Source organism: Neobacillus sp. NPDC093182, from assembly GCF_044754045.1.
This window is the reverse complement of the sequence record NZ_JBIVOI010000009.1, coordinates 38,772-63,112: the sequence shown is the minus strand read 5'-3', so window position 1 is coordinate 63,112 and position 24,341 is coordinate 38,772. Positions and strand designations below refer to the sequence as shown.

At 37.4% G+C, this 24,341-nt stretch carries 17 protein-coding genes and 1 pseudogene; 14 read left to right on the top strand and 4 right to left on the bottom strand.

The features are described 5' to 3' along the window. Window positions 1–87: 87 nt before the first annotated feature. Window positions 88–192, bottom strand: a pseudogene (locus ACIQAA_RS17080) (site-specific integrase); the annotation flags it as partial. 411 nt (window positions 193–603) lie between these two features. On the opposite strand from ACIQAA_RS17080, the gene ACIQAA_RS17075 reads away from it, so the two are divergent. The 7 genes from ACIQAA_RS17075 (at window position 604) to ACIQAA_RS17045 (ending at window position 8,315) form a co-directional block, all read left to right on the top strand. Continuing rightward, on the top strand, window positions 604–1,314 hold the full coding sequence (locus tag ACIQAA_RS17075; protein ID WP_402621690.1) for a GntR family transcriptional regulator: 711 nt from the start codon (window positions 604–606) through the stop codon (window positions 1,312–1,314). A gap of 546 nt (window positions 1,315–1,860) precedes the next feature. Further along, entirely contained in the window at window positions 1,861–2,958 is a 1,098-nt protein-coding gene (locus ACIQAA_RS17070; protein WP_402621688.1) for an amidohydrolase/deacetylase family metallohydrolase, read from the top strand. Continuing rightward, window positions 2,936–4,039 carry a DgaE family pyridoxal phosphate-dependent ammonia lyase gene (locus ACIQAA_RS17065; RefSeq protein ID WP_402621686.1) on the top strand — a complete coding sequence of 368 codons (1,104 nt, stop codon included), beginning with the start codon at window positions 2,936–2,938 and terminating at the stop codon, window positions 4,037–4,039. The genes ACIQAA_RS17070 and ACIQAA_RS17065 overlap by 23 nt, the downstream gene beginning before the upstream one ends. Window position 4,040: 1 nt before the next feature. Further along, window positions 4,041–4,796 (top strand): 2-dehydro-3-deoxy-phosphogluconate aldolase, encoded by a 756-nt coding sequence (dagF, locus tag ACIQAA_RS17060; RefSeq protein WP_402621684.1) that lies wholly within the window; start codon window positions 4,041–4,043, stop codon window positions 4,794–4,796. Next, the gene (locus ACIQAA_RS17055) at window positions 4,789–5,805 is read left to right on the top strand and encodes a sugar kinase (RefSeq protein WP_402621682.1); all 1,017 of its coding nucleotides are present in this window, start codon (window positions 4,789–4,791) and stop codon (window positions 5,803–5,805) included. The genes dagF and ACIQAA_RS17055 overlap by 8 nt, the downstream gene beginning before the upstream one ends. Before the next feature lie 221 nt (window positions 5,806–6,026). Further along, window positions 6,027–7,352: a GntP family permease gene (locus ACIQAA_RS17050; protein ID WP_402621680.1), complete on the top strand. Its 1,326-nt coding sequence runs from the start codon at window positions 6,027–6,029 to the stop codon at window positions 7,350–7,352. Between the two features lie 150 nt (window positions 7,353–7,502). Next, window positions 7,503–8,315 (top strand): BtpA/SgcQ family protein, encoded by an 813-nt coding sequence (locus ACIQAA_RS17045; protein ID WP_402621678.1) that lies wholly within the window; start codon window positions 7,503–7,505, stop codon window positions 8,313–8,315. Window positions 8,316–9,028: 713 nt separating this feature from the next. On the opposite strand, the gene ACIQAA_RS17040 is transcribed toward ACIQAA_RS17045, so the two are convergent. Beyond that, window positions 9,029–10,741, bottom strand: a complete 1,713-nt coding sequence (locus tag ACIQAA_RS17040; RefSeq protein ID WP_402621677.1) for a metallophosphoesterase — start codon at window positions 10,739–10,741, stop codon at window positions 9,029–9,031. A gap of 405 nt (window positions 10,742–11,146) precedes the next feature. Between ACIQAA_RS17040 and ACIQAA_RS17035 the strand changes: the two genes are divergently transcribed. From ACIQAA_RS17035 to ACIQAA_RS17020, 4 genes are all read left to right on the top strand, one after another. After that, entirely contained in the window at window positions 11,147–15,901 is a 4,755-nt protein-coding gene (locus ACIQAA_RS17035; protein WP_402621675.1) for a glycerophosphodiester phosphodiesterase family protein, read from the top strand. A gap of 436 nt (window positions 15,902–16,337) precedes the next feature. Continuing rightward, window positions 16,338–17,729, top strand: a complete 1,392-nt coding sequence (locus ACIQAA_RS17030) for an alkaline phosphatase family protein (RefSeq protein ID WP_402621673.1) — start codon at window positions 16,338–16,340, stop codon at window positions 17,727–17,729. Window positions 17,730–17,813: 84 nt separating this feature from the next. Next, a complete protein-coding gene (locus tag ACIQAA_RS17025) occupies window positions 17,814–18,521 on the top strand; it encodes a DUF4352 domain-containing protein (protein ID WP_402621671.1) in 708 nt (235 codons plus the stop codon). Between the two features lie 913 nt (window positions 18,522–19,434). Next, window positions 19,435–19,635 carry a hypothetical protein gene (locus tag ACIQAA_RS17020; protein ID WP_402621669.1) on the top strand — a complete coding sequence of 67 codons (201 nt, stop codon included), beginning with the start codon at window positions 19,435–19,437 and terminating at the stop codon, window positions 19,633–19,635. A 301-nt stretch (window positions 19,636–19,936) separates the two neighbouring features. Here the strand turns inward: ACIQAA_RS17020 and ACIQAA_RS17015 are convergent, their stop codons facing one another. Then, a complete protein-coding gene (locus ACIQAA_RS17015; protein ID WP_402621667.1) occupies window positions 19,937–21,100 on the bottom strand; it encodes a serine hydrolase domain-containing protein in 1,164 nt (387 codons plus the stop codon). Window positions 21,101–21,326: 226 nt separating this feature from the next. On the opposite strand from ACIQAA_RS17015, the gene ACIQAA_RS17010 reads away from it, so the two are divergent. Continuing rightward, on the top strand, window positions 21,327–22,010 hold the full coding sequence (locus ACIQAA_RS17010) for a hypothetical protein (protein WP_402621666.1): 684 nt from the start codon (window positions 21,327–21,329) through the stop codon (window positions 22,008–22,010). A gap of 175 nt (window positions 22,011–22,185) precedes the next feature. Here ACIQAA_RS17010 and ACIQAA_RS17005 read toward each other — a convergent pair whose 3' ends face one another. Beyond that, entirely contained in the window at window positions 22,186–23,055 is an 870-nt protein-coding gene (locus tag ACIQAA_RS17005) for an SDR family oxidoreductase (RefSeq protein WP_402621664.1), read from the bottom strand. 480 nt (window positions 23,056–23,535) lie between these two features. Here ACIQAA_RS17005 and ACIQAA_RS17000 point away from each other — a divergent pair, with 480 nt between their 5' ends. Both ACIQAA_RS17000 and ACIQAA_RS16995 read left to right on the top strand, forming a co-directional pair. Continuing rightward, entirely contained in the window at window positions 23,536–23,724 is a 189-nt protein-coding gene (locus tag ACIQAA_RS17000) for a hypothetical protein (RefSeq protein WP_402621662.1), read from the top strand. A 223-nt stretch (window positions 23,725–23,947) separates the two neighbouring features. Beyond that, the gene (locus tag ACIQAA_RS16995) at window positions 23,948–24,130 is read left to right on the top strand and encodes a Fur-regulated basic protein FbpA (RefSeq protein ID WP_402621660.1); all 183 of its coding nucleotides are present in this window, start codon (window positions 23,948–23,950) and stop codon (window positions 24,128–24,130) included. Window positions 24,131–24,341: the final 211 nt, after the last annotated feature.

Here is a 24,341-nt window from a genome sequence, read left to right as displayed (position 1 = left end):
GAAGATAAAGAGGAATATTTTAGTGTAGAAAATTTTAAAAGTATCTAATTTGGTCACAAAGGATAATTGTTTATAATATTAATATGATTATTTTATTAGCTGCTCAAATTGTCGAGCAGCTTCTTTTTGCATATTTGGTAAAACGTGCGTGTATGTGTCCATTGTAATACCTATTGTTGAATGGCCTAATCTAGTGATTCATGTAAAACATTAGCGTCCTTAGCTAGGAAAGAAAAAACGACAAAATTAATAAATCGGTTCAAATACTGTTTGTCCATATTCCGTGGATTCAAAATCTTACTTACATGAGGGCAGCAATACCGAACGAGCTGAAAACCCTAAATCCAAAGATTGAAAGATCAATGTAAATCATGGAGGTCTTTTAAGTTGGGTAAATAATAGATAAGGTAAGGATTTCAAAAAGATACAACATTTATACAATTATTGGTACAATAAGAAAGAATGTTCACTTAGATGAACAATAAATACATGGCTTCCTATAAAGGAAAAGCATTACATATATAGACTTACCAGTTGCTTCTTTAGATGATATTTGAACCATAGTTTGATTTGAGATTAGAAACATAGGAAAGGTAGATCTTTATGAGAGTGTTACGGAATAAGGAACCATTTTATATTCAAGTAAAAAATGAATTAAAAGAACGGATTATAAAAGGAGAATATCCAATAAATTCGTTAATCCCACCTGAACCTGTTTTAGAAAATGAGTTTGGTGTAAGTAAAATAACGATACGCAAAGCTGTGGAACAATTGGCAATTGAGGGATACGTGGAAAAACATAGCGGTATCGGTACGAAAGTGTTAGATAATCGAGCAATCTCGAAATTATCAAAGGGCCAGGGATTTTCTGAGTATTTATTATCCACAGGATATACCTTAAAGAAGGGAAACGTAACTATCTCTAAAGTTGATGTATCAGACCATCCAATCTTATCCAACTTTTTTGAAAGAGAGTACTATTGCATTGAGCGTTTATATACGTTAAATGATGAACCTTATATTCATTTTACACACTATATACCCGGTCGATTTTCACTTTCGTTAGATCCTGAAATGTTTAAAGATTCTTTATATGAAATCTTGTATAAAAAGGGAGTTTACTTTAATCGGTTTCAAGATGAATTTGGTGTAGAAACTCCAAATGATAAAATTGCTAATTTGCTAAATATCGAATCGAAACCACTATTTCAAAGATCTCGTTATTCTTACGATATCAATGAACAATTAATCGAATATTCGATCGGATACTATAATACAGATATTCATAAATATGTTGTAAATTTAAATGTATAGAAAATGAAAGCTATAAAAAGCTAAGTTACACAATATAAGTTCTTAGCTTTTTATATTTTTTTAACTTTCCTGTTTTTAGTTAAGATCCATATACAGTTACTTGATAGGAGATAGGTGATAAAACATGTTTCTTGTTCTTTAATTTTTTCAATGGATTTTCTCTTCGATGTTATAAATATCTGACTTTTTACAACTCCTATAAGATAACTCTCCTTTAATTTCCTTTTCCATTGTTACTGTAACCATTTTTATTAATTAATTAATTAATTGCTTTATCGAATCAAGTATGAATGCAGAACAGTTATAAAAAATGGAATATTTTACATTTAAATTCAAACAACAAACATTATAACGTTATATTTACTTTATTGATTTTCTATGTTATCTTAACGTTATAACCAACTCAACCTTATTGTATCAACAAACATTATAACGTTATGCTGTTACGAAGTTTTTTTACTACACCAGCCTTGTTGGAGAAAACAATAAGGCTGCAGCAATAAATTGTAAGCGTGTTTAAATAGAGTACGGAAAAGGTGAAATGAAATGAAGGACTTCGTATTGAGTCATGTAAAGCGAGTAAATGGAGAAGAGATCGATATTGTCATTGAAGGTGGTAAAATTGCTGAGGTGTCTAAGGCTGGGTATGGACGTGGAAAACATGTTTTAGATTACTCAGGTGTTTATGTATCGAGTGGTTGGATTGATTTACATGTCCATGCATTTCCTCAATTTGATCCCTATGGTGATGAAATCGATGAAATAGGAGTAAAGCAAGGTGTAACGACAATCGTGGATGCGGGAAGCTGCGGAGCGGACCGAATTGCGGATTTGGTAGCAAGTAGAGAAAGAGCTAAAACTAACTTATATGCATTTTTGAATATTTCACGTATTGGTTTAAAAAGAGTGGATGAATTATCCAATTTAGAATGGATAGATAAAGGAAAGGTTGTACAAGCAGTAAATGATTATAAAGAGGTAATCGTTGGATTAAAGGCGCGAATTAGTAAAAGCGTTGTTTGTGAAAGCGGTATTGAACCTTTAAGGATCGCACGTGCTCTTTCTAGTGAAACATCATTGCCGTTAATGGTTCACATCGGTTCTGGTCCGCCAAATATCGATGAAATTATTCCACTCTTGGAAAAAAAAGATGTCATTACCCATTATCTCAATGGGAAACAAAATAATCTTTTCGATGCAAATGGGATTCCCCTTCAAGTGTTGAAGGATGCGATTGAACGCGGTGTGCATTTGGATGTTGGTCATGGTACTGCAAGCTTCTCATTTAAAGTTGCTGAAGCAGCAAAACGCCACCACATCGGTTTAAATACAATCAGTACAGATATATATCGAAGGAACCGAATGAGAGGTCCTGTATATAGCATGGCGAATGTACTTACAAAATTTCTAACCTTAGAATATTCGCTGGAAGAGGTGATCGCAGCGGTTACTACAAATGCAGCTGACTGGCTTGAAAAACCAGAACTAGGTCGCATAGAGGTTGGGGACGTTGCTAATATAACTCTTTTTACAGTTGAAAATAAACCGATTACCCTCATTGATTCCGAAGGAGAAAAGCGAGTAGCAGATAGAAGAATAGAAACAAAAGGAGTGGTTGCAAATGGTGAGTTCATTGAATGCTAAATATGGGCTTAAACGTGTTATTAATGCAAGTGGACGAATGAGTATCTTAGGAGTATCAGCTCCAACTGATACTGTTATGGATGCGATGAAACAAGGTGGACAAAATTATGTTGAGATTGCAGATTTAGTCGATAAAGCAGGTGATTACGTAGCACGCATTCTAGGTTCAGAGGCAGCAGTCATCGTTAACTCGGCATCAAGCGGTATTGCACTTTCTGTTGCTGCAATTGTGACACAGGGGAATCGCCGTAAAAGTGAACGTCTGCACCAAGAGGATATTCCTAAAAATGAAATCATCATGCTAAAAGGTCACAACGTACAATACGGAGCACCTGTTGAAACGATGATTTATTTAGGCGGTGGAAAGCTTGTTGAAGTTGGCTACGCCAATGAAGGCAGAGCAGAACATATTGAGGATGCGATTTCTGAAAACACAGCAGCCATCCTTTACGTCAAATCACACCATACGGTCCAAAAAAATATGATTTCTGTTGAGGAAGCATGGGAGATTGCTCAACGTCATAATGTGCCACTCATTGTGGATGCTGCAGCAGAAGAAGATATTCAAAAGTATGTGAAATACTCAGACCTAGCAATCTACAGCGGTTCAAAGGCCATTGAAGGTCCGACTTCAGGGATTATTGGCGGTAAACGAAACTATATTGAGTGGGTAAAAGTACAATTACATTGTGTTGGACGCAGTATGAAAGTCGGCAAAGAAACAACCTTTGGACTACTTCAAGCTCTCGATGAATACGGCGCAAAAGAAGATAAAAGCGAACAAGAAAAAGAAACATTACAAGCATTAATACCATTGAATGAACTTGAAGGCGTCAAAGTGACGATTGTTCAGGATGAAGCGGGTCGAGCGATATTCCGTGCACGCATTCAACTTGATCCAAAACAAACAAATATAACTGCAAAAGAAGTTGTGACTGGGTTGAAAAATGGTGAAATTGCTATCTACACACGAGATTACGGTGTCAGACAAGGCTATTTCGATATCGATCCACGTCCGCTACAAGGTGATGATATTTATGTCATCAAATCTAAAATCAATGAATTACTAGGGGGAAACTAAGATGTCAAACATTACAAAACGTTTTTATAAAGACCGTGTCGCATTAAATGTATTAGCAAATAGTGTAGAGAATGCCAAAGAGGTATTCGAAGCGGCAGAAGGATATGTATTAGTCGGAGTTCTTTCAAAAGACTACCCAACGGTAGAAGAAGCAGTAGCAGCTATGAAAGAATATGGAAAAGAAATTGATGAGGCAGTATCGATTGGATTAGGCGCTGGTGATAATCGTCAAGCTGCTGTAGTAGCAGAGATTGCGAAATACTACCCAGGCAGCCATATTAACCAAGTATTTCCTGCCGTAGGCGCAACGCGTGCTAATCTGAGTGAAAAAAATAGTTGGATTAATAGTTTAGTTTCTCCGACAGGACGCGTTGGATATGTGAATGTTTCAACAGGGCCAGTGAGTGCTGCGCAGGACGAGCATGCGATTGTACCAATTAAAACTGCGATTGCGCTTGTACGTGATATGGGAGGTAATGCATTGAAATACTTCCCAATGCAAGGATTGAGTCGTGAAGACGAGTTCCGTGCTGTTGCACAAGCTTGTGGGGAAGAAGGATTCGCATTAGAGCCAACTGGTGGTATCGACAAAGAGAATTTTGAAGCAATCTTGCGCATTGCCTTAGAAGCTAACGTGCCACAAGTCATTCCTCACGTGTATTCATCGATTATCGACAAAGAAACAGGAAAAACAAATGTCGAAGATGTTCGCGAATTACTTGAAACGATGAAGAAATTGGTTGATCACCATGGGTAAACAGATTACAGCATTTGGGGAGGTTATGATGCGCTTGCAAGTGCCGGGATATGAGCTCCTGTCACAAGCCAGCACATTAAATTATTCTTTTTCAGGTACGGGAGTGAATGTAACCGCAGCTCTTGCACGCTTTGGACATACAGGATACCTCGTGTCCACATTGCCAGCTAATGCAGTTGGTGATGCGGCCGTATCGTATCTTCAAAAACTAGGAGTTACAACATCGTTTATTATGCGAGACGGGAATTACGTGGGAATGTATTTTTTAGAAAATGGATTCGGTGCGCGGCCTAGCCGCGTTACCTATTCCAATCGACTTGAGAGCAGCTTCAATACAGCATCTGAAGGAACGTATGATTTTCAAGACATTGCAAAGAAAATGGATGTTGTCCATTTTTGCGGAATCACGCTAGCGATGAATGATTCTGTCCGTTCCCACATGAAAACATTCGCTAATACTGTCAAAAAAAATGGCGGTACTGTTGTTTTTGACTGCAACTACCGTCCGTCCCTCTGGGGTGAAGATGGATATGAAAAAGCGAAATCGCATTATGAAGAAATGCTGCATTTGGCGGATATCGTCATGATGAATGAAAAAGACGCAATGTTTGTCCTCGGTATGAAAACAGAGAAAGAAGACCGCCAAGAACAGCTCATGGATCTGATTCCAGCCGTTGCGGAAAAATACAAAATCTCTGTCGCAGCAGGTACGCACCGTTCAATCAATGGTGACAATACACATTCGTTGCGTGGTTTTATCTTTAAGAATCAAACCTTCACATTTTCAAAAACACTTACGTTTTCTGTCTATGACAGAATAGGTGCTGGGGATGCCTATACGAGTGGTATTGTACATGGTGAAGTGGAGGGATTTTCACCAGAGAAGACAGTTGAGTTTGCCGCAACAGCAGGAATGCTTGCGCATACAATTGTAGGCGATACTCCCATGTCATCTGAGAGTGATATACTCCGGGCGATGACAGAATCGGTGGGCGATGTAGAAAGATAGAAGATTTTATGTCAAAAAAAGAAACACCTGTTATTAAAAAAATCACGTTATTCCTAAGATGAAACGGGTGGTGTGATCAATGCAGTGAAGAAGATGCAATACGGACCTGCCAATTTATGTAATGAATTAGGATAACTAAGAAGTAGCGAGAAATGGATTTAAACCCTTTTCTCGCAAGGGTTTTGAAAACGTTTACTGTATAGGGAGAAGGGGGAAGGAATATGGAATTGTATTTATTATCGGTTACAATGCTATCGATTGTGATTGTCATTTTAGGAGTAGCATGGTGGAAATGGCATGCGTTCATTAGTTTAACCGTCGCGAGTTTGTTCTTAGCGATTATGTCAGGATTATCGATGGATAAAATCGTTAGTGCCTATGAAACAGGAGTTGGGAGCGTCTTAGGTCATTTAGTTGGGATCTTAGCGTTAGGTACTATTTTAGGAAAGTTGATGTCAGATTCAGGTGCTGGAATGCAAGTGGCAGATTTCTTCATTCGAATCTTTGGTGTAAAGAAATTGCCTTGGGCAATGTTACTGTCAGGCTTTATTATTGGAATCCCGGTATTTTTTGACGTAGGGATTGTAATGTTATTACCTCTAGTGATTTCAATTTATAGAACGACGAAACAAAACATATTATTAATCGCTTTACCTGTACTTGCCGGGTTATCCATTGTACACGGGCTTGTACCTCCACATCCAGGGGCAATGACTGCTATAGGAATCTATAATGCCAATATAGGAAAAGTGCTAGTCTACTCACTCATCATTGCGTTGCCAGCAGCCATCATCGCAGGACCAGTGTTTGCAAAGTGGGTGAATAATCGCGTTATTCCTGAAGGAGAGCCAGAGCTAATCCGTGTAAGTACGACGTCACAAAAATTACCAAGTACAGGAATTTCATTCTTTATTATCTTATTGCCTGTAATATTAATGGTATTATCGGTTGTTGCACCGTTTATCTCACTACCAAGTGGCTTGATGAAATTCTTAATATTTATTGGTAATCCAGTAATTGCACTTCTAATTTCTTGTTTTGCAGCATTTTACTTCCTTGGATTTCGCCAAGGTATGGATAAAAATTTCATTAAGAAGTTATCAGACGAATGTTTACTGCCAGTTGGTTCAATTATTTTAATCATAGGTGCCGGCGGTGGATTTAAGCAAATCCTTATTGAGAGTGGTGTCGGTACAGCCATAGCTCAAATGTCCGAACTTATATCCTTATCCCCAATTGTTTTAGCGTTTATGGTAGCCGGATTAATTCGAATTGCAACAGGTTCAGCGACGGTCGCATTAACAACAGCAGCTGGAATTGTTGCACCAATTATTGAACACATGTCAGGTGTGAACTTGGAATTGCTCGTTATCGCAACAGGTGCGGGGTCGCTAATGTTCTCACACGTAAATGATGCTGGTTTCTGGATGGTAAAAGAATACCTGGGCTTAACAGTCAAAGAAACATTTAAAACGTGGACGGTATTGGAAACATTACTTTCATTTATTGCTTTTGGAACCGTTTTACTGTTTGATATGTTTTTTTAAAATCAAAACTCCTTCTACAGAATGGTAGAGGGAGTTTATGCAATATAATCCAAATTTTTAAGGATGTTTATATGAGATCGATTGAACCTAAATGCTATTTGATAAAATAAAACCAAACTTACAATAAAAAGGTGATTAGGAGGATTGAATATGACTTGGTTAAAAGATGTAATTGGAACTGAAAAGGCGATTATTGCAATGTGTCATTTATTACCGCTGCCGGGAGATCCTTATTTTAGTAAAGAAAAAGGGATGGAGTATGTTGTAGAAATGGCAAGGAAGGATTTGCAGGCTCTTCAAGAGGGCGGTGTGGATGCAGTTATGTTTTCAAACGAGTTTAGCATGCCGTATCTGACAAATGTAAAAACGGAAACTGTTGCTGCTATGGCTCGTATTATTGGGGAGTTAATGTCAGATATTAGAGTACCATTTGGTGTAAATGTATTATGGGATGCAAAAAAATCACTGGATTTGGCTGCTGCAACAGGGGCGAAGTTTGTCAGAGAAATTTTCACAGGTGTATATGCTAGTGATTTTGGGACATGGAATACAAATGTAGGTGAAACCATTAGACATCAGTATAGAATTGGTGCTGAAGATGTAAAGCTGTTGTTTAACATTGTACCAGAAGCCGCTAAATATTTAGCTGATCGGGATATTGAAAGTATTGCTAAGTCAACGGTGTTTAACAATCAACCTGATGCTTTATGTGTATCTGGTCTAACAGCAGGTTCACAAACCAATGCACAGTTATTAAGACGCGTAAAAGATATAGTTCCTGAAACAGTTGTTTTGGCGAACACTGGAGTAACACTTAAAAACCTTGAAGAACAACTATTAATTGCTGACGGAGCAGTTGTTGGAACTACTTTTAAATATGATGGAAAATTTGAGAATCATGTTGATGCTAGACGTGTAAAAGAATTTATGGAGAATGTGAAGAGTTTTCGTAATACGCATTAAGTTTGTTGGTGGAATAAGCAAGGTGATTGAAAAAAATAAGAAATATTTGTATCAAAACCAAACAATATTTTCATAATGAATCTGTTAAAATGACAAAGCATACCCAGCATTGAGAGGGTTAAGGTGACAGGTTTAATTATGATTTTCTTAACTAGTAGTGACAAATGGAAGAAGAGGAAGTTTGCATAAACCTCCTCAATTATTCGTTCAATCCTATCAATCAAACAAGGTAACTGGTGACAATTTGGTCACGAATTAGGATATTTTTATATTTTATTAGATAAAATTAAATGATATATGACTTGTTAAAAAGTACATTAAATCAAGACTTTATGACATTATATTAATCTAGATGAAATCAAAAGAGATACCTTCCCTTTAACTTTATAACTGCTTGAGACCTGCGTGCCAGGTATGGTGGGTTCGATTCCCACGCAGTCCCGCCAACTCAATAATACAAGGATTCTAGGGAATTCTTTCTTACATAGACCAGAGGGCACTCTGGTCTTTCTTTGTTTGGCGGTGCCAAGTGGTGCAATTTCATATATGTAATCATCAATCTTTGATATCTTTTAATATTATTGTTTAAGGGGCTTTGGCAATTTCTTTGGTCCCTTTTGGTATCATTGGATATATTATAAAAATCGATAAGAAGATCTTATAATCTATAAAAATTTAACCCCCATTTCATTTGAAATGGGGGTTGCACGAGATTAGTTTACTGTAAAGGTTGCATGTGTGACGGCATCATATCCACCGCCGTAGAAATATACGAACTTATACGTTTTGCCTGACTGATATCGACCTGGATATGAATTCTTACTTGGATCATAAGTAACTCTATATGTTCCATTAGTTACTGTTGTATACTCCCACCAAATGGCTGGTACATTCCCTGGATTTTCACTAACTTCATATAATCCAATCCAGTCACCTTGTGGAACTCTTGCGTTTTCTACCAAAACATCAACTGTTTCGGTGGTTCCAGTTAATGTGTTTTTAGACAGAGTAATTGTGATATCCTTTATTTCACCATCAATTGTTTTTCCTAAAACCTTTAATGCATTTTGACTTTGGTTCCCAAATGCATCTAGTGCAAATACGTTGATCTCATATAATGTATTCGGCTGTAATCCATCAATTTGTAATGTAAGCGGATTAGGAATCGGGTCTTTATAAAATTCCGAGAATGCAAGGAATTCTTTCACTTTTTGTCCTTTCGACGAATCGGTGATCTCTACCTTATAATCATGAACCAGCAAGTCATCCTTCGCTTGAGTAAACATAACGGCAAGGCTTGTTGGTGTTGTGAGTTCGTGATTAATCGAAATTAACGCATCCTTTGTGAAAAATGGAGCCTTTTTATCTCGATCTTCTGTATAGATAAATTCATTTTTGTTAGCAGGTAAGGTGATTTCAAAAGGTTCAGCTGTCCAATTATTGTTATGAATATCCCGTCGCTTCAGTAATACCTTGTTATTGTACACTTCAACGATGAGTGCCTGGTTAAGGATGTCCGCTCCTTCCGGCACTTCCCCTTGTATTCTTCCAGCATCGAGCCACAAATAAGCACCCGTGGAGGTTCCGGTGGATGTAAAGTCCTTTTGATGGATGATTTTAGGGTCATCTAGTGGATAGTGGGTGTGACCAGAAAACGAAATCACCTGTGGATAGGCGGCCAATGTATTGTAGAATAAATCCCTATTTTTTGCAAAGCCCCATTCACTTCCATAAACCGTTCCCATAATCGGCTGATGATGGAACACAAAAATCGGTTTGTTCGGATCATCCTGTGCTGCCTGCTTTAACTGTTCGGCTAACCAATTAATTTGAGTTACTGAAAAAGTACCTTCTGTTAGACCATCTTCTGTTCCAAGGATGATAAAATGGTAACCTTTAATTACTTTGTGAAAGTAAATCGATTCCATCCCTGACCTTTCAAGGAATCGTTTTTGAGCTTCTGAAACCGAAAGCCCATTCCAATAATCATGGTTTCCGATGGCAATCAAGGAAACCGCATGTTTTTGTTTTTTTGCATTATAAGTTGAGAAAAACTTATCATATTCTTCCGTGTAACCATTATCAGTTAAATCTCCTACTACCACAAATGCATCCTGCTTTGGGACTAGTAGATTTAATTGATCTAATGTTGTTTTAAATTTTTCTAATGTTTGATTACTGTTTTTATTCATATGTACATCACTAATGACTGGAAATACAAGCTTTGGCTTTACTTTTTTGGATTCAATGATGGAAGAGTTAGACGCAGCGCTCACAGGCAGGCTCGTCAATGAGCCTACTAAAGATGCCCCCATCGCAGCTCCAACAACCATCGTAGTTTTCTGCAAAAAGGCACGTCGATCCATTCCCTCACTTAATACATTCTGAGTTTTTAAGTCTTCATCTTTTACCTTGATGTCTTTCATTTTTCCTAATCCCTCCTGCTTAAACCTAATAGTAGATTATATATTCTACTCTTTGAACATTACTAAAAAATCATGTAGCCGATGTTAAAGAGGCGTTTAATTTATGTAAATTTTGCACCAACTTTTGAACTAATTAATATCTAATATTCTCGTGTACGGATCGAGATTTTCTGGTTCACATTAAGTAATTTTGGGGTATTTTCACATTGTTAGAGATTGGTATACAAAAAGACTGATATTTCAAAAAAATTACGTTATTTTTACATAATTCTTCAATTTCTTTAACAAAACGTTGGTAGGCTTTATTGAGAAGACCTTACATTTTGAAACGGAAGGGAGAAGTATTAATAGTTGAATAAATAGATAGTGTAAGGCTTGAATAATAAACAATGGAGGATGAGTTTAATGAACATGCGAAAGTCTAATCTGCTGTTTTTCGTTGTCATCTTATTTCTCAGCTCTTTGCCGCTGAATATGATAAATGTTAGCGCAGAAGAAACCACACGGCAAAGTTTAGACATTAAGAAGACCCTTGTGGAACCGATGATTGACGGGAAGTTGAATGAAGAGATGTGGTCCGTCAACGAGCCATTAGAAGTACAATTTGGTGAAGGTAATTTTAAAGATTCGAAGTTTGGAATGTTATGGGATCATACATATCTTTATATTGGAGTTACGGTAGAAGATGATGAATTTGTGTATGACGGCGAAGGAAACTGGTTTCAACAAGATAATATTAGTATGTTCTTCGATCCTTCCCTCCATCAGTCCTCTCCATTTGTAGAAAATGATATGCAAATGGGTCTCGTCTATCAACCAGATACGACAACCCCAAAGTTCTATTTTGGTGCAGCATCAAACCATAAGAATAAAGCTGAAAATGATATCCTTCGTGCCATTGAAACCACTGAAACAGGATGGACAGCGGAGGTAGCGATTCCATGGGAGATGCTAGCGTTTGATCCTGTTCTTTCTAAACAATTGGGCTTTGAAATGACTGTCACTCACCGAGATGACAAGACCGATGCCCCTTTTAGTGCATGGAGTGCCTACAATTCTAGTTCTTTTTGGAATGATACTAGAGGATATGGCACCATTGTTCTGAATGAAGAAACGGTGAATGGTAAAGAAAATAATCTTATTCTAGATGAAAATTTTGATAGCTATGAAAATGGCCAATTACCGGACGGCTGGACTTCACATATTAATTCTGGCGGTCGCGGGTTTGGAATTGTTAAAGATGGTCAGGATGGAGAAATGGCCTATGATGGAAACGTATCAGGCTATTCAGCGGCAGCCTTGGCGCCAGTCAGGTGGGATCACTATATTGTGGAAGCCGATGTATCCTTTGACAAAGTGATAAATAGTGCCAGATGGGCTTCATTAGTCGTTAGAGCATCGGATAATGGATTAAATCAATACAATCAAATGGCAGTTAGACAAAACGGTAGCTATGAATTTGCCTATCGGACACCTACAAACGCATGGTCTGTTCCTGTGGCAGGAAAATGGACACAACCCCTTGCTTTAGGTAAAGACTATACGTTGAAAATTCGAATTGTCGATAATAATGTGAAAGAATACATTAAAGCCGCAAATGATGAGGAATTTACACTTTTAACAGATACCCGTCTTGATAGTAGTATTCTTAAACGTGGAAAAGTAGGATTCCGAGCAGACCAAAGTAAAGTAGCGTTTGATAACTTGAAAGTAACAAGAGTTACTGCGGAAAGCATCTCTATGGACATACCAGCAGAATTGGAATCGTTGACAGGGCCGATTGATCATACTTATGAAGTTACGTATTCTGATGGGATGAAAGAAGCGGTACCAAATGAAAAGGTGAAGCTATACTCTTCTGATGAGGCAGTGATCAAAGTAATCGAAGGACAACTCTACCCGTTGAACGTGGGTACAGCAACAGTGAAGGCAGTCTATCAAAATGCAGTAGTAAAAAAAGAGATTACGGTTACTCCCTCAAGCAGTGGTGTTGAGGTTACGTCGTTAAAGCATGAAGAAGGTTATATTTTAGGAACGAGTGGAATCTCTATTCCAATGAATAGTATTTTCTTACAGTCCTCTTTTAATGATTTAACAGAAGGGCAAATCACAGGTGATCAAGTCACATGGTCTTCAGACAGTGACGCCCTTGAAATTTCAGAAGGTTCCATTACACCAAAGCAAGATGGGATTTATACTTTAACAGGTACAAAAGACGCAGGTTCTACTAATGTCCTTTTAGTTGTAAAGGGAGCAGAGGATGAAGAATATGTCCTCTATGAGGAAAATTTTGATAGTCTTTCAGAAGGGAGCATTCCAGAAAACTGGACAAAACTTGACGGTACAACGAATAGTCAAATCGGTGTGAAGGCAGGGGCCTTTGAAATCGATGGAAGAGGAAATGGTTATAACGGTACAGGTATTCTTTTACCAGAATACTTAGGGATGTTTGGCAATTATAAAATTGAAGCAGACATGACTCATTTGGCTGCCAATGATAGCGGCCGCTGGAATTCGATCATGTATAGAGTTCAGAATAACACTTATCCGTTTTATCAAATGGCGGTTCGTCAAAATGCCACAGCTTCTAACGGTGTGGAATTTGCCGAAAGAACGCCGGCCAATGCATGGAATGTTCCTGAAAAAAATGGATATAGTGAGGCCATCCGCGCGGATAAAATGTATCGTTATACCGTGGTTACTTATGGAAACAGGGTTCAAGAATGGATTAATGATGATTTACTGATTGATACAGATTTGGCAACCGCTTATTCAAAAGGAAGAATCGGGTTTCAAGCAGCAGGCAGTTTAACGAAGGTGGATAACATCAAGGTAACGCTTCAAACAGAAGAATTGCCTAAGATTGTCCGACCTGGTGAGAATTTCGTGAATGTAGCAGAACCAGACACAAGCATCGCGCTTGCTCCGACGGTTGTAACAGAAGTAAACTCTAGTGAAGATTTAAACTCGTTAATGAAGGGAGATCTTCCGGCTACTGCTATTTTCGATGTGAATAGTAATCTGAAGGTTACCGATGCTTCAGGAAATGTGATCGCAGACCTTTCAGATGTTATTGACAAATTGGATCAGAAAATCATCCCAGCTTTTACATTAACTGAAGAAGCAACGATCGCACCTTTGACTCAATATCTTAAGAGAATTAATTTGGAGGACGCTTTTGTTCTTTCTGATAATCCGGAATTGGTGAAAAAGGCAAGAGAAGCCTATCCAATGATTCGCGGGATTATTGAGTATCATGTTTCAGGTGAATGGACTGAAGAAGAATTAATGAATTTCCGAAGAACAACAAATAGTAATCTAGCGAAAATCATTCTTTTGCCAGAAAGTGCAGCAAGCATCGAGAATATTTCATATCTACAAAGAAAATTAATGACCGTTTGGGTAAAAGAGGATAGCAGTAAAGAGTCAACGAATGTAGATTTTCACCGCATCATTACAGCAGGTCCGAATGGAATCGTTACTGACCAGTATGAATCGGCCCTAGATGCATTGGAATTTTACAATGAAAATACTACAATTGTCCGTACACCTTATATGCTTGCGCACCGTGGAATCCCGGGGCTTGCACCAGAAAATACATTAGAAGGTGCGATCCTTGCCTATGAAAAAGGTGCCACACATATCGAAAATGATATTTATTTAACAAAAGATGGTCATATTGTCATTTTGCATGATGGAACCCTTGACCGAACAACAAATGGAACAGGATATATCGAAAACTATACGCTTGCGGAATTAAAACAATTACTCGCCAATGATCAGTTCCCAGAGCAGTATCCGTCTGCAAGAATTCCTACGCTACGAGAATTTTTTGAAGAATTTAAAGGCAAAGATGTCGACCATGTTGTAGAAATCAAAAGTAGTAATCCGGTAATTGTTGATAAATTGATAGAGCTTATTGTAGAAATGGGAGTAGAGAATCAAGTATCAGTTATTTCGTTTAATGCCGCTCAATTACAATTACTTGCTGAAAAAATGCCAGGCATGACGATCGGTTATTTAACTGGTGGTTTTGCGAATGAAACAAATGTGAATCCTTCCTTGCGTTCGACATTGAATGTGATTCAAAATCTAAATTCTACTTTTAACACAAGCTATGATGGATTAGGCGTGAACTTTATGGATGCGGCCAAACACCGTGGTCTAACTTTCTGGCCTTGGACATACCGCAGCCAAGATTTATTTATTAACGCTTTTTTACTTGGAACGAACGGTTTAACAACCGACTATAATCATTGGGCTTCTGCTTGGGCATCCAGCATTTCTCCAACACAGACCGAGTATCAACTTACAGTAGGGGAAAGTAAGGAATTAACGGCTCAGATCGAAACCTATGACCGTCAAATGAAAGAGATTACTCCTGAAATTATATTGATAGATGGACAGGATTTAGTGACAGTTGATGGAAATATAGTGAACACCCAAAGGGAAGGTACCGTTCATGCGACGTTGCGTTATACCCAAACCTTAGCTGAAGGAAAATCATACGATCTTTATACGCATCCTATTACTATTCAAATTTCCGATCAAACAGCTCCTGAAACGACAGTAAGCCCGGTAGAAGACAGATGGTATAATTCAGATATAATACTAACACTTGAAGCTTCAGACGCAGGATCGGGTGTAGCCAAAACAGAGTATAAAGTGAATGCTGGAGACTGGTTAATGTACAACAAGGAGATTAACATCAGTGAGGAAGGAATCCATAAGGTTCAATATAGAAGCATTGATCATGCAGGCAATGTAGAAGAAATGAAATCAGTCGATGTAAAAATCGATAAATCAGGACCTGCACTAAACGTTTCTTTTAATCCATCCGTTATCACTAGTCGAAATCATGAGTTAGTACCAATTTCAGCATTGGTAGAAGCAATTGATTCTTTATCTGGTGTTGCTTCCTTTGAACTGGTATCTATTACTAGTAATCAACCTGTAAACGGAAAAGGGGATGGCAATACGGATCAGGATATACAAGAAGCCGAATGGGGTACATCTGATACAGAATTTTTATTACGAGCAGAAAGAAGTGGATCCGGAGATCGGGTTTATACGATAACGTATAAAGCAACAGATCTTGCTGGAAACACATTCACTTTTTCTAAAAATATAAAAGTAAAACACGATCGATCAAACAAATAAGCGATCAGGGATGAGATCATTTAACAAACTACTTTATATAGCTTGTACATTTTACAGTCTTTGATGTTTTTCCTAGTTTTTTGAAGGGCACTTAATGTATTCCTGAAAATTTAATAACTGTTTAAAGTTCGAGACGCTTTGGTTCAACCCCGACCAACTGTATCATAAGAAAAAATGAGTTCATTTTAAAACGGAAGAACACTCACAAATGTTGATATTACTATGTTTGTGGGTGTTTTTTGTTTTTTGGATTAAAATTTTTTAGTATATGAACATATAGGGCAAATCTTTCTCAATTTCACTAAACTCTAATATTAAGAGTTTTTGTAAAATAATCTTAACGTTAAATTTACAAGTTATTATAATCAACTTAACAATTTCGTTTTAGAATGTTTTTTGTAAGAAAGATTAAGACATTCAACTAGGGGGAACGACATTGTTAAACAAAAAGAAGTTTACTAGAAAGCTATTTCCAGTAGCTGTTCTTTCAACAGTCGCATTCGGAAGTTTAATGGGTGCTATATCACCTGCAGAGGCAAAACAGCCGGCTAATAATAATGCGGACATCAAAAATGTCATTGTCTTAATTGGTGATGGCATGGGAGTTTCTTATACGTCTGCTTATCGTTACTTAAAAAATGATCCTTCGACTAAAATCGCTGAAAAATCAGCATTTGATCAATACCTTGTTGGACAGCAAATGACATATCCGGAAGACCCTCAGCAAAATGTAACCGATTCTGCATCTGCTGCTACAGCGATGTCAGCAGGAATTAAAACATACAACGCTGCAATAGCAGTAGATAATGATGGTTCGGAAGTTAAAACAGTGCTTGAAGCGGCTAAAGAACAAGGGAAAGCAACAGGACTTGTTGCAACATCAGAGATTACACATGCAACTCCTGCTTCTTTTGGATCACATGACCATAGCCGTAAAAACATGAACTCGATTGCAGATGACTACTATGATGAAATGGTAAATGGAGAACATAAAGTCGATGTCATGTTTGGAGGAGGCGTAAGCAACTTCGTTCGTAATGATCGTAACTTAACAGAAGAATTCAAAAAAGATGGATACAGCTATGTAACAAATAAAGAGGAATTATTAAAAGATACGAATAAACAAGTACTTGGTTTATTCGCACCAGGTGGACTTCCAAAGATGATCGACCGTCCAGCTGAAACTCCTTCGCTTGAAGAAATGACAAACGCTGCAATTTCTCGCTTAAGTCAAGATAAAGATGGTTTCTTTCTAATGATCGAAGGTAGCCAAGTCGATTGGGCAGGACATGACAACGATATTGTCGGTGCCATGAGTGAAATGGAAGATTTTGAAAAGGCATATAAAGCAGCCATTGAGTTTGCGAAAAAGGACAAGCATACGCTAGTGGTTGCAACAGCTGACCATTCTACTGGAGGATATTCAATCGGTGCGGATGGTATCTATAACTGGTTCGCCGAGCCAATCAAAGCGGCTAAGCGTACACCTGACTTCATGGCAGAGGAAATCGCTAAAGGTGCAGGTGTTGAAGAAACATTGAAAAAGTATATTGATCAAAATATTCTTGCATTAACATCAGAAGAAATCCAATCTGTTGAGGCTGCGGCGGCTACAAAGAAAGTTGTCGATATTGACAATGCAATAGAAAATATCTTTAATAAGCGTTCACACACTGGCTGGACAACAGGCGGACATACAGGTGAAGACGTTCCTGTCTATGCATTTGGACCTTCAAGTGAAAAATTTGCCGGACAAATTGATAATACTGATATTGCGAAAAATGTCTTCGATGTTTTAAAATATGACATCAAAATCGAAGATAAATAAACGATTACAACCTAAATATCCCGTTGCTACACTTCATGGCAACGGGAACTTTTTTTGAAGATAAAATCATAGGGAGGAAACATCATGAAGCAATCTCTTAATCTCCTATTATTAATTTTATTGCTTGTTGGTTGTTCAGCAAATGCTGCTACTGGAAATAATGAAAAAAATACCGTTGTTAACACAAAAGCAGAAGAGACTTTAATAGAAACAAACAAGTCTGAGAATCAGGAAACGAATGAGAAGTATCAGCCCAATCCACAAGTAACGGACGACCAGTCTTTACTTAAAATTGGCCAAACCTATTCCGATTCAAAAGGTGAAGCCACTTTAAAAGCCATTAATCAAGTTAACCAAACATATAAAGTGGGACCAATCGAATTGACAGTAAAAGAGATGAAAATGATTCACTTGAGACCGGATTATAGTATGATTGATTATTTTCATGTGCTAACTCATGATGAGGAATTTGATTTTGTTAAAGTTTTCGTTGAAATCAAAAACACCTCTACTGAGAAAGTTAATTTTGCACCAATTGCGCTTCTTAAAACTAACTCAGGTGAAACATTTGATTGGGAAAAAGATATGTACCTTGAAGAATTAAACGGTGAAATTGCTGGGAATAGTACAAAGTCAGGTAACCTTGGCTTTATTGTCAATGCATCAGAGAGTGGAACGCATAATGATACAGATGCAAAAAACATTGAGTGGATTGAAATAACTACAAGCGATGTTTTTGGTAAAGGTGAAAAGAAAATCAACGAATCGGAAAAGATTAAAATTGAATTTTAACCTCCCGCTGCAAGGTCGGGGAGGTTCTGAGTTGAATAAGACGACATAAAAAAGATGATTTCATCATATCTCATCAATGAGGTTAAATAGGTGAAATCATGTTACGCAATGTTGGCAGAAGATTCATCTGGATTCTGATCCAAGTAGGTTCTGTACTACCTTTATTGATATGCCCTGTTTAAAAACATATGTGGTCAAAAATTACAAAGGCTGACTTGAATTTATAGTCAGCCTTTTTCTATATAGAGTTAGTATTATAGTGCATTTTTTTTATAACTAGATTACCTATTCATAATCCGTTTGAAAATATCATAAAGAATGTTTGCATTTATAGGAAACGTTTCTTTGTATTTGAAGTCAAACCGCGGATTTATCCTAAATTATGATGATAGTCCAATCCATCCTTGCGTTTTGAAATAACATAGGAGGAGTTAGCACACAGATCTTACGGTTGGTGGTGAAAAATTGAGGTTCCGGATATGGCGGTGGATGTGGCGGTTATGGATACGATTGCTTTTACTGCGGTAGTACATGTGCATTAATCGTAGTATTGTTGATACCTCATTTGATAGTGGGAGCGTCCTTCTTGTAATACATGGAACAAAGAAATGTGAATTAATAGGAACAAGGCTCCAGTTAAGGAGTCTTTTTTTTATCTGCATTCTCTGAAAATGGAGCGCAGTCCACTACTTCGATGGTGCTTTTTGTGGTGCCAGCAAGTACTGTATAGCCATCTCCGCCACCAGCCATATAGTTGTTCACTTTAATTTATTTAGTCTGATTCATTTCAACGGGGTTCCGTATGTTTTTGATTAATTGAGGCGATCAGACTTTTACAAAAAATTTACAAGGATTTTATTAATGTTTGGCCAATTCTATACGTAAGTAATATAAACAGGGAAGGAAGTGGAGTATGAGATATCAACGAACGTTTTTTATGATTAATGATTTGGTCATCGAAGTCAAGAAACCTGAAATAACGTTAAAAAAAATCAAAGTAACCAAAATTAAAATAGAAAATGAAGAATATAGAATGCTCCGAAAAAAATTCGATGAAGATTTATTCCATATAGAGAAAAAGCCTGATGGATGGTATATAACAGAAAAAGAGTAAGCACTCTGAATTGATAAATACCAGAATGTTTCAGCGTTTGGAATAAACTAACTCCTATACATTCTCGTAAAAGTTATATATTCTACCTGATTACGTTTCAGTTCGAAATGGACGGTTATTAACTGGGTCTTTAAGTTGTTACGAGGCTTTCGTTATAAAGGAGATTGCATAAACAAAAGCAATCGACTCAGCATTGGTCTGATCGATTGCTTTTTGAGTAAAAATAGTGATACAAAAAAGATTACAAATTAATTTTAATATACTTCGTCATCCCTCAATGATTCAGCACTTATACGTGTTTTTAAAGCGAACTATAAATAGCCGAGCGAAGCCGTGGATGATGGTAAGCCTCAAAGTTAGGCAGCATTTGCTGCATATACACAGCAGAAAGCTTTTCTTTTGGATCGATTAATACCCACGTGCCTGCTAAACCACACCAGCCGAATTCTCCAATTGAACTGTTACTGCCGCCTAAAGGCGGATCGATCATGACCCTGACACCCAAACCATAACCATATCCCTTCAGATACTCCCAATTATAGTACGGCAGTACCTCCTGTTGAAGATGATTGGTGGACATTAGTTCAATCGTCTTACTTCCTAAAATTTTGACGCCGTTAAGCTCTCCACCCTTCGCCAACATGTGGGCAAACCGACTATAGTCGCCTAATGTAGACAGCAAACCTCCGCCTCCACTTTCAAACTTGGCTTCTGGCTGATAATTCCCATCCATTAATGAATTTTGGGTTAACTCCCCATTTTCACTACGATTGTAAAGACTGCAAAGACGCTCTTTTTTCTCCTCGGGAATCTTGAAAAATGTGTCCTTCATTTCTAAAGGATCAAAAATTTCATCTTTTAAAAATTGTCCAAAGGATTTATATGACACGACTTCAATCAGTGCTCCCAGGACGTCATGGCTATAGCCATATTGCCATTGTGTCCCCGGTTCAAAGGCAAGTGGAATCTCGCTGAGCATTTGGGAGAGGGTTCTTGCATCTAAATTCTCAGAACCCTTGCCGGTATTAAAGTTATTAAGCGCCAGTTTAACCTGACGTTCGGTTTCATTTCCTTCCCCTCCATAGGTTAATCCAGAGGTCATCATGAAGAGATCTTTGACCCTGATTGATTTTGAAGAAGGTGTAATCAACAACTCTCCGTTTTTATTTCTATGGTAAACTTTTGGTTCTTTGAATTCCGGAAGATACTCTTCAAGAGGATCATTCAGTAAAAACAATCCCCGTTCATATAAAATAAGGGCAGCAACACACGTTACCAATTTGGTGTTTGAATAAATTCTATAAATCGTATCCGGTAAAATTGGTTTTTCCGTTTCAAGGTCGGCATACCCAATGTAATCTTCAAATACCGTTTTCCCTTGATAAGTAACGGAGCAGGCACATCCAGCCGGACCTCTTTCGACAAAGCTTTTTAATAATGGATGTAGTTTCTCAAATGATTTCAAACAGCTTCCCCTCCTTACGTAAAATCGACTAGCAGAAACGTAGATGATACTTCCATTTAACCATTTATTGCTATTTGTCACAAGATTCTATTATCTATTAATATATCAAGGAAAAGTCAAACTTTACCAAAGCCGTTTTTATAGAAAAGTAGTAAGGATTTCCCTTATTTTGTACTTGTTTTTTATGTTATTGTTTATAAATATTCAGAAAAAGTTGGTGTAACGATTGAGTAAAAAGAAACCAAAACGTAAAGCAAAGAAGAAGGAACCGATTACGTTCGGTACAGCACTAAAGCTATTTGGCTGTTTTCTCGCCGTATTGTTTTTAGGGTGGTATATGATGGTGGACCATTTGGATGGGGAAACTTTCCATGGAGTGGTGGAACTCCCCTTAAAGGAGAGCTATGCGAACCCGGTATCTGGTTTGGCATTGATACATTGGGTCATTGGAATTCCGAGTGTCATTGTTTTTCTACTATTATTGGGAAAGAGGAACATAAGTGAATTTATGACAACCTGTTTCTATAGTGTTCCTATTTTTTTAATGAGTTTGGGCTTTACGATTCAGTATATGGTTTTGTTAGTTAAAGTTGGTGCTGAATCCTTATGGTGGTGTTATGTTGTTGCAGCAGTCCTCGGCTTCCTGCTAGCTAATCTCTTAATCTATTTGGATAAAGGTAAAATACATATTGTTTTTATTGGACTGGGTACGGTGTTAATAGTCCTTAGCTGGATCCTATTAGTCATGGCGAACTCTGCAGATGGTCATTATATTATTATTTATAAGGATAAACTAAGAGGAAGTTTCTCGATTAAAACGATGGTCGGAACCTTTCAAACGATGGGAATTATGGTTTTCCTGCTTATGTATGGTTTTCTATTGAAGCTTCGATTTGGCGGGGAAGAGTAAGAGTCTCTTCCCGCACATAACTATTCAACCGTACAGTAGATTTCACTTGTACGGTTTTTTTAGTGCTTGCTCCCAGTGCTTTAATTTTGCTGAGTGCTGGGGGACAGGCAGGGATATTGATGGCTAGGTAAATGGGCTTTATTCAAGCTAATGCCTGCGTTTATAAGGAACATGCCTACCCATTAACGACTTTTCCGCCATTAACATGCAGAATTTGTCCAGAAACATAGGATGAATCTGAATGTGATGCTAGGTAGACATATGCAGGAGCAACCTCCTCTGGCTGTCCTGGGCGCTTCATCGGTGTATCCTGTCCAAATTCACTTACTTCTTCCGCAGTAAAAGTAGAAGGAATAAGTGGTGTCCAAATAGGTCCTGGGGCCACTCCATTTACCCTGATTCCTTTCTCGGCCAGCTGATGGGCAAGAGACCTTGTAAAGGTTGTAATCGCACCTTTTGTAGAAGAATAGTCAAGCAACTTTGGATGCCCTTGATAGGCAGTGATGGACGTTGTATTAATAATGGTACTTCCTGCCTTAAGGTGAGGTAACGCTGACCTTGTTAAATGGAACATAGAAAAAACATTTGTCCGGAATGTCTTTTCCAGTTGAGCTGAATCTATCTCCATAATACTTTCCTGGGGATGCTGTTCAGCCGCATTGTTCACAAGGATATCAAGACCGCCAAGCTCATCTATTGTTTGCTCTACAGCTTTTTTACAAAAGGATTCATCACCAATGTCTCCTGCAATTAATAGGCATCTTTGACCTTGCTCCTCAACCAGCTGTTTCGTTTCTTCGGCATCATTGCTTTCATTTAAATAAATAATGGAAACATTTGCTCCTTCCTTCGCGAAAGCTATTGCTACCGAACGTCCAATTCCACTGTCTCCTCCGGTAATGATTGCATTCTTTCCTTGAAGCTTGTTACTTCCTTTGTAGTTCGGATTTTCGCTTTCTGGAAGCGGCCTCATATCCTTCTCAATTCCTGGCTGCTGGTTTTGTTCTTGTGCAGGTAATTTGCTTGGGTACTTTTCATTGTTCATTTGATATTACCTCCATAAATTTGGGATGTTAATTCAGTACCCATTAAATAAAGAGAGTAAACCATTATCGTTTCTATACCCCTTATTGCTTAATCTTGTAATCTTATAAAATACGAAAAAAATGTAGAAAATTCAATTAAAATGGAAAACGAAAAATGTTAAAGAGTTCGAGGGAACGGGAATGATAAAAATCAAATACATCTCAGCTGAATATTGTTGCAAAATAAGTTGTTTATATACTTTTTGAAACCGAACAATACTCTAATGGGGGAATGGAAAATGAAAATTTTTAAACCCGAATGGCTTTCATTAAGCAAAGAAATAAAACTGAAACTAATTCGTTTAGCGATATTGGAAAACCAGAACAGATACTTACGGTCATAAGCAAAATTAAAAGGAACGATGGCAGAGCTGAACGCCGACATAAATTAGATGATTTCATCATATTTATCAGCAATGAGAGGTTAAAGAGGTGAAAACATGTTACGTAATGTTGGCAGAAGATTCATCTGGTATCTAATCGGAAGTACGATCTTTGCTTCATTTATCGGATATGCCCTGTTTAAGGCTGGCCTCATATCTTTTCCAGGTATTCCTACATCACAAAGAGAACTGAATATAAAAAATCGTAATCGAGGTAGAAGAATTGGTAAAATTCGAATTACTTAGAGATTTCTAGATCATCACTGTTTTTTTACAGTGGAGTTGGGTTCATACCGTATATAATTATAATTCGAGGAGGCATTGTCATGATGATAGTGTCTTTTTTATTTAATTTTAATTCATACTTTACAGGTAGGAATTATAGGGTTATAATTAAGTTATCAAATAATCGAATTATTAGTTGTTGTAATCAAGGGAAAGACTTTGTAAAACTAAAGGAGTGTTTCTGATGAGAAATAATGATGAAAAAAAACGGCAAAAACTTATCAATAAATTAATTTTTTTAAACGTATATTCCAAAGAAGATCAACAGCTTTATAAATGGCCACTATCGAAATTAAATTATGAGTATAGAAGATTTAAATTACAAAACCATCCGCATGGTGAGTTTGGTTCTATTCAGTGGATATAAAAATAAATAGGGTTACATCACAAGACTGCTATGGTGCTCCGCACCTGCAGTCTTTTTTGTTAAGAATGAAGGAATCAAAGGATCTCCCAAATGTTACAAATTTGTGATTATGTTGGTTATTTTTTCAATTTTTAGTAATAGCTTAGTAGAATATAAATAGAATAGTTATTGTCATCAGTTTGTCTTCCTGCCACTAGAAGAATAATTATTT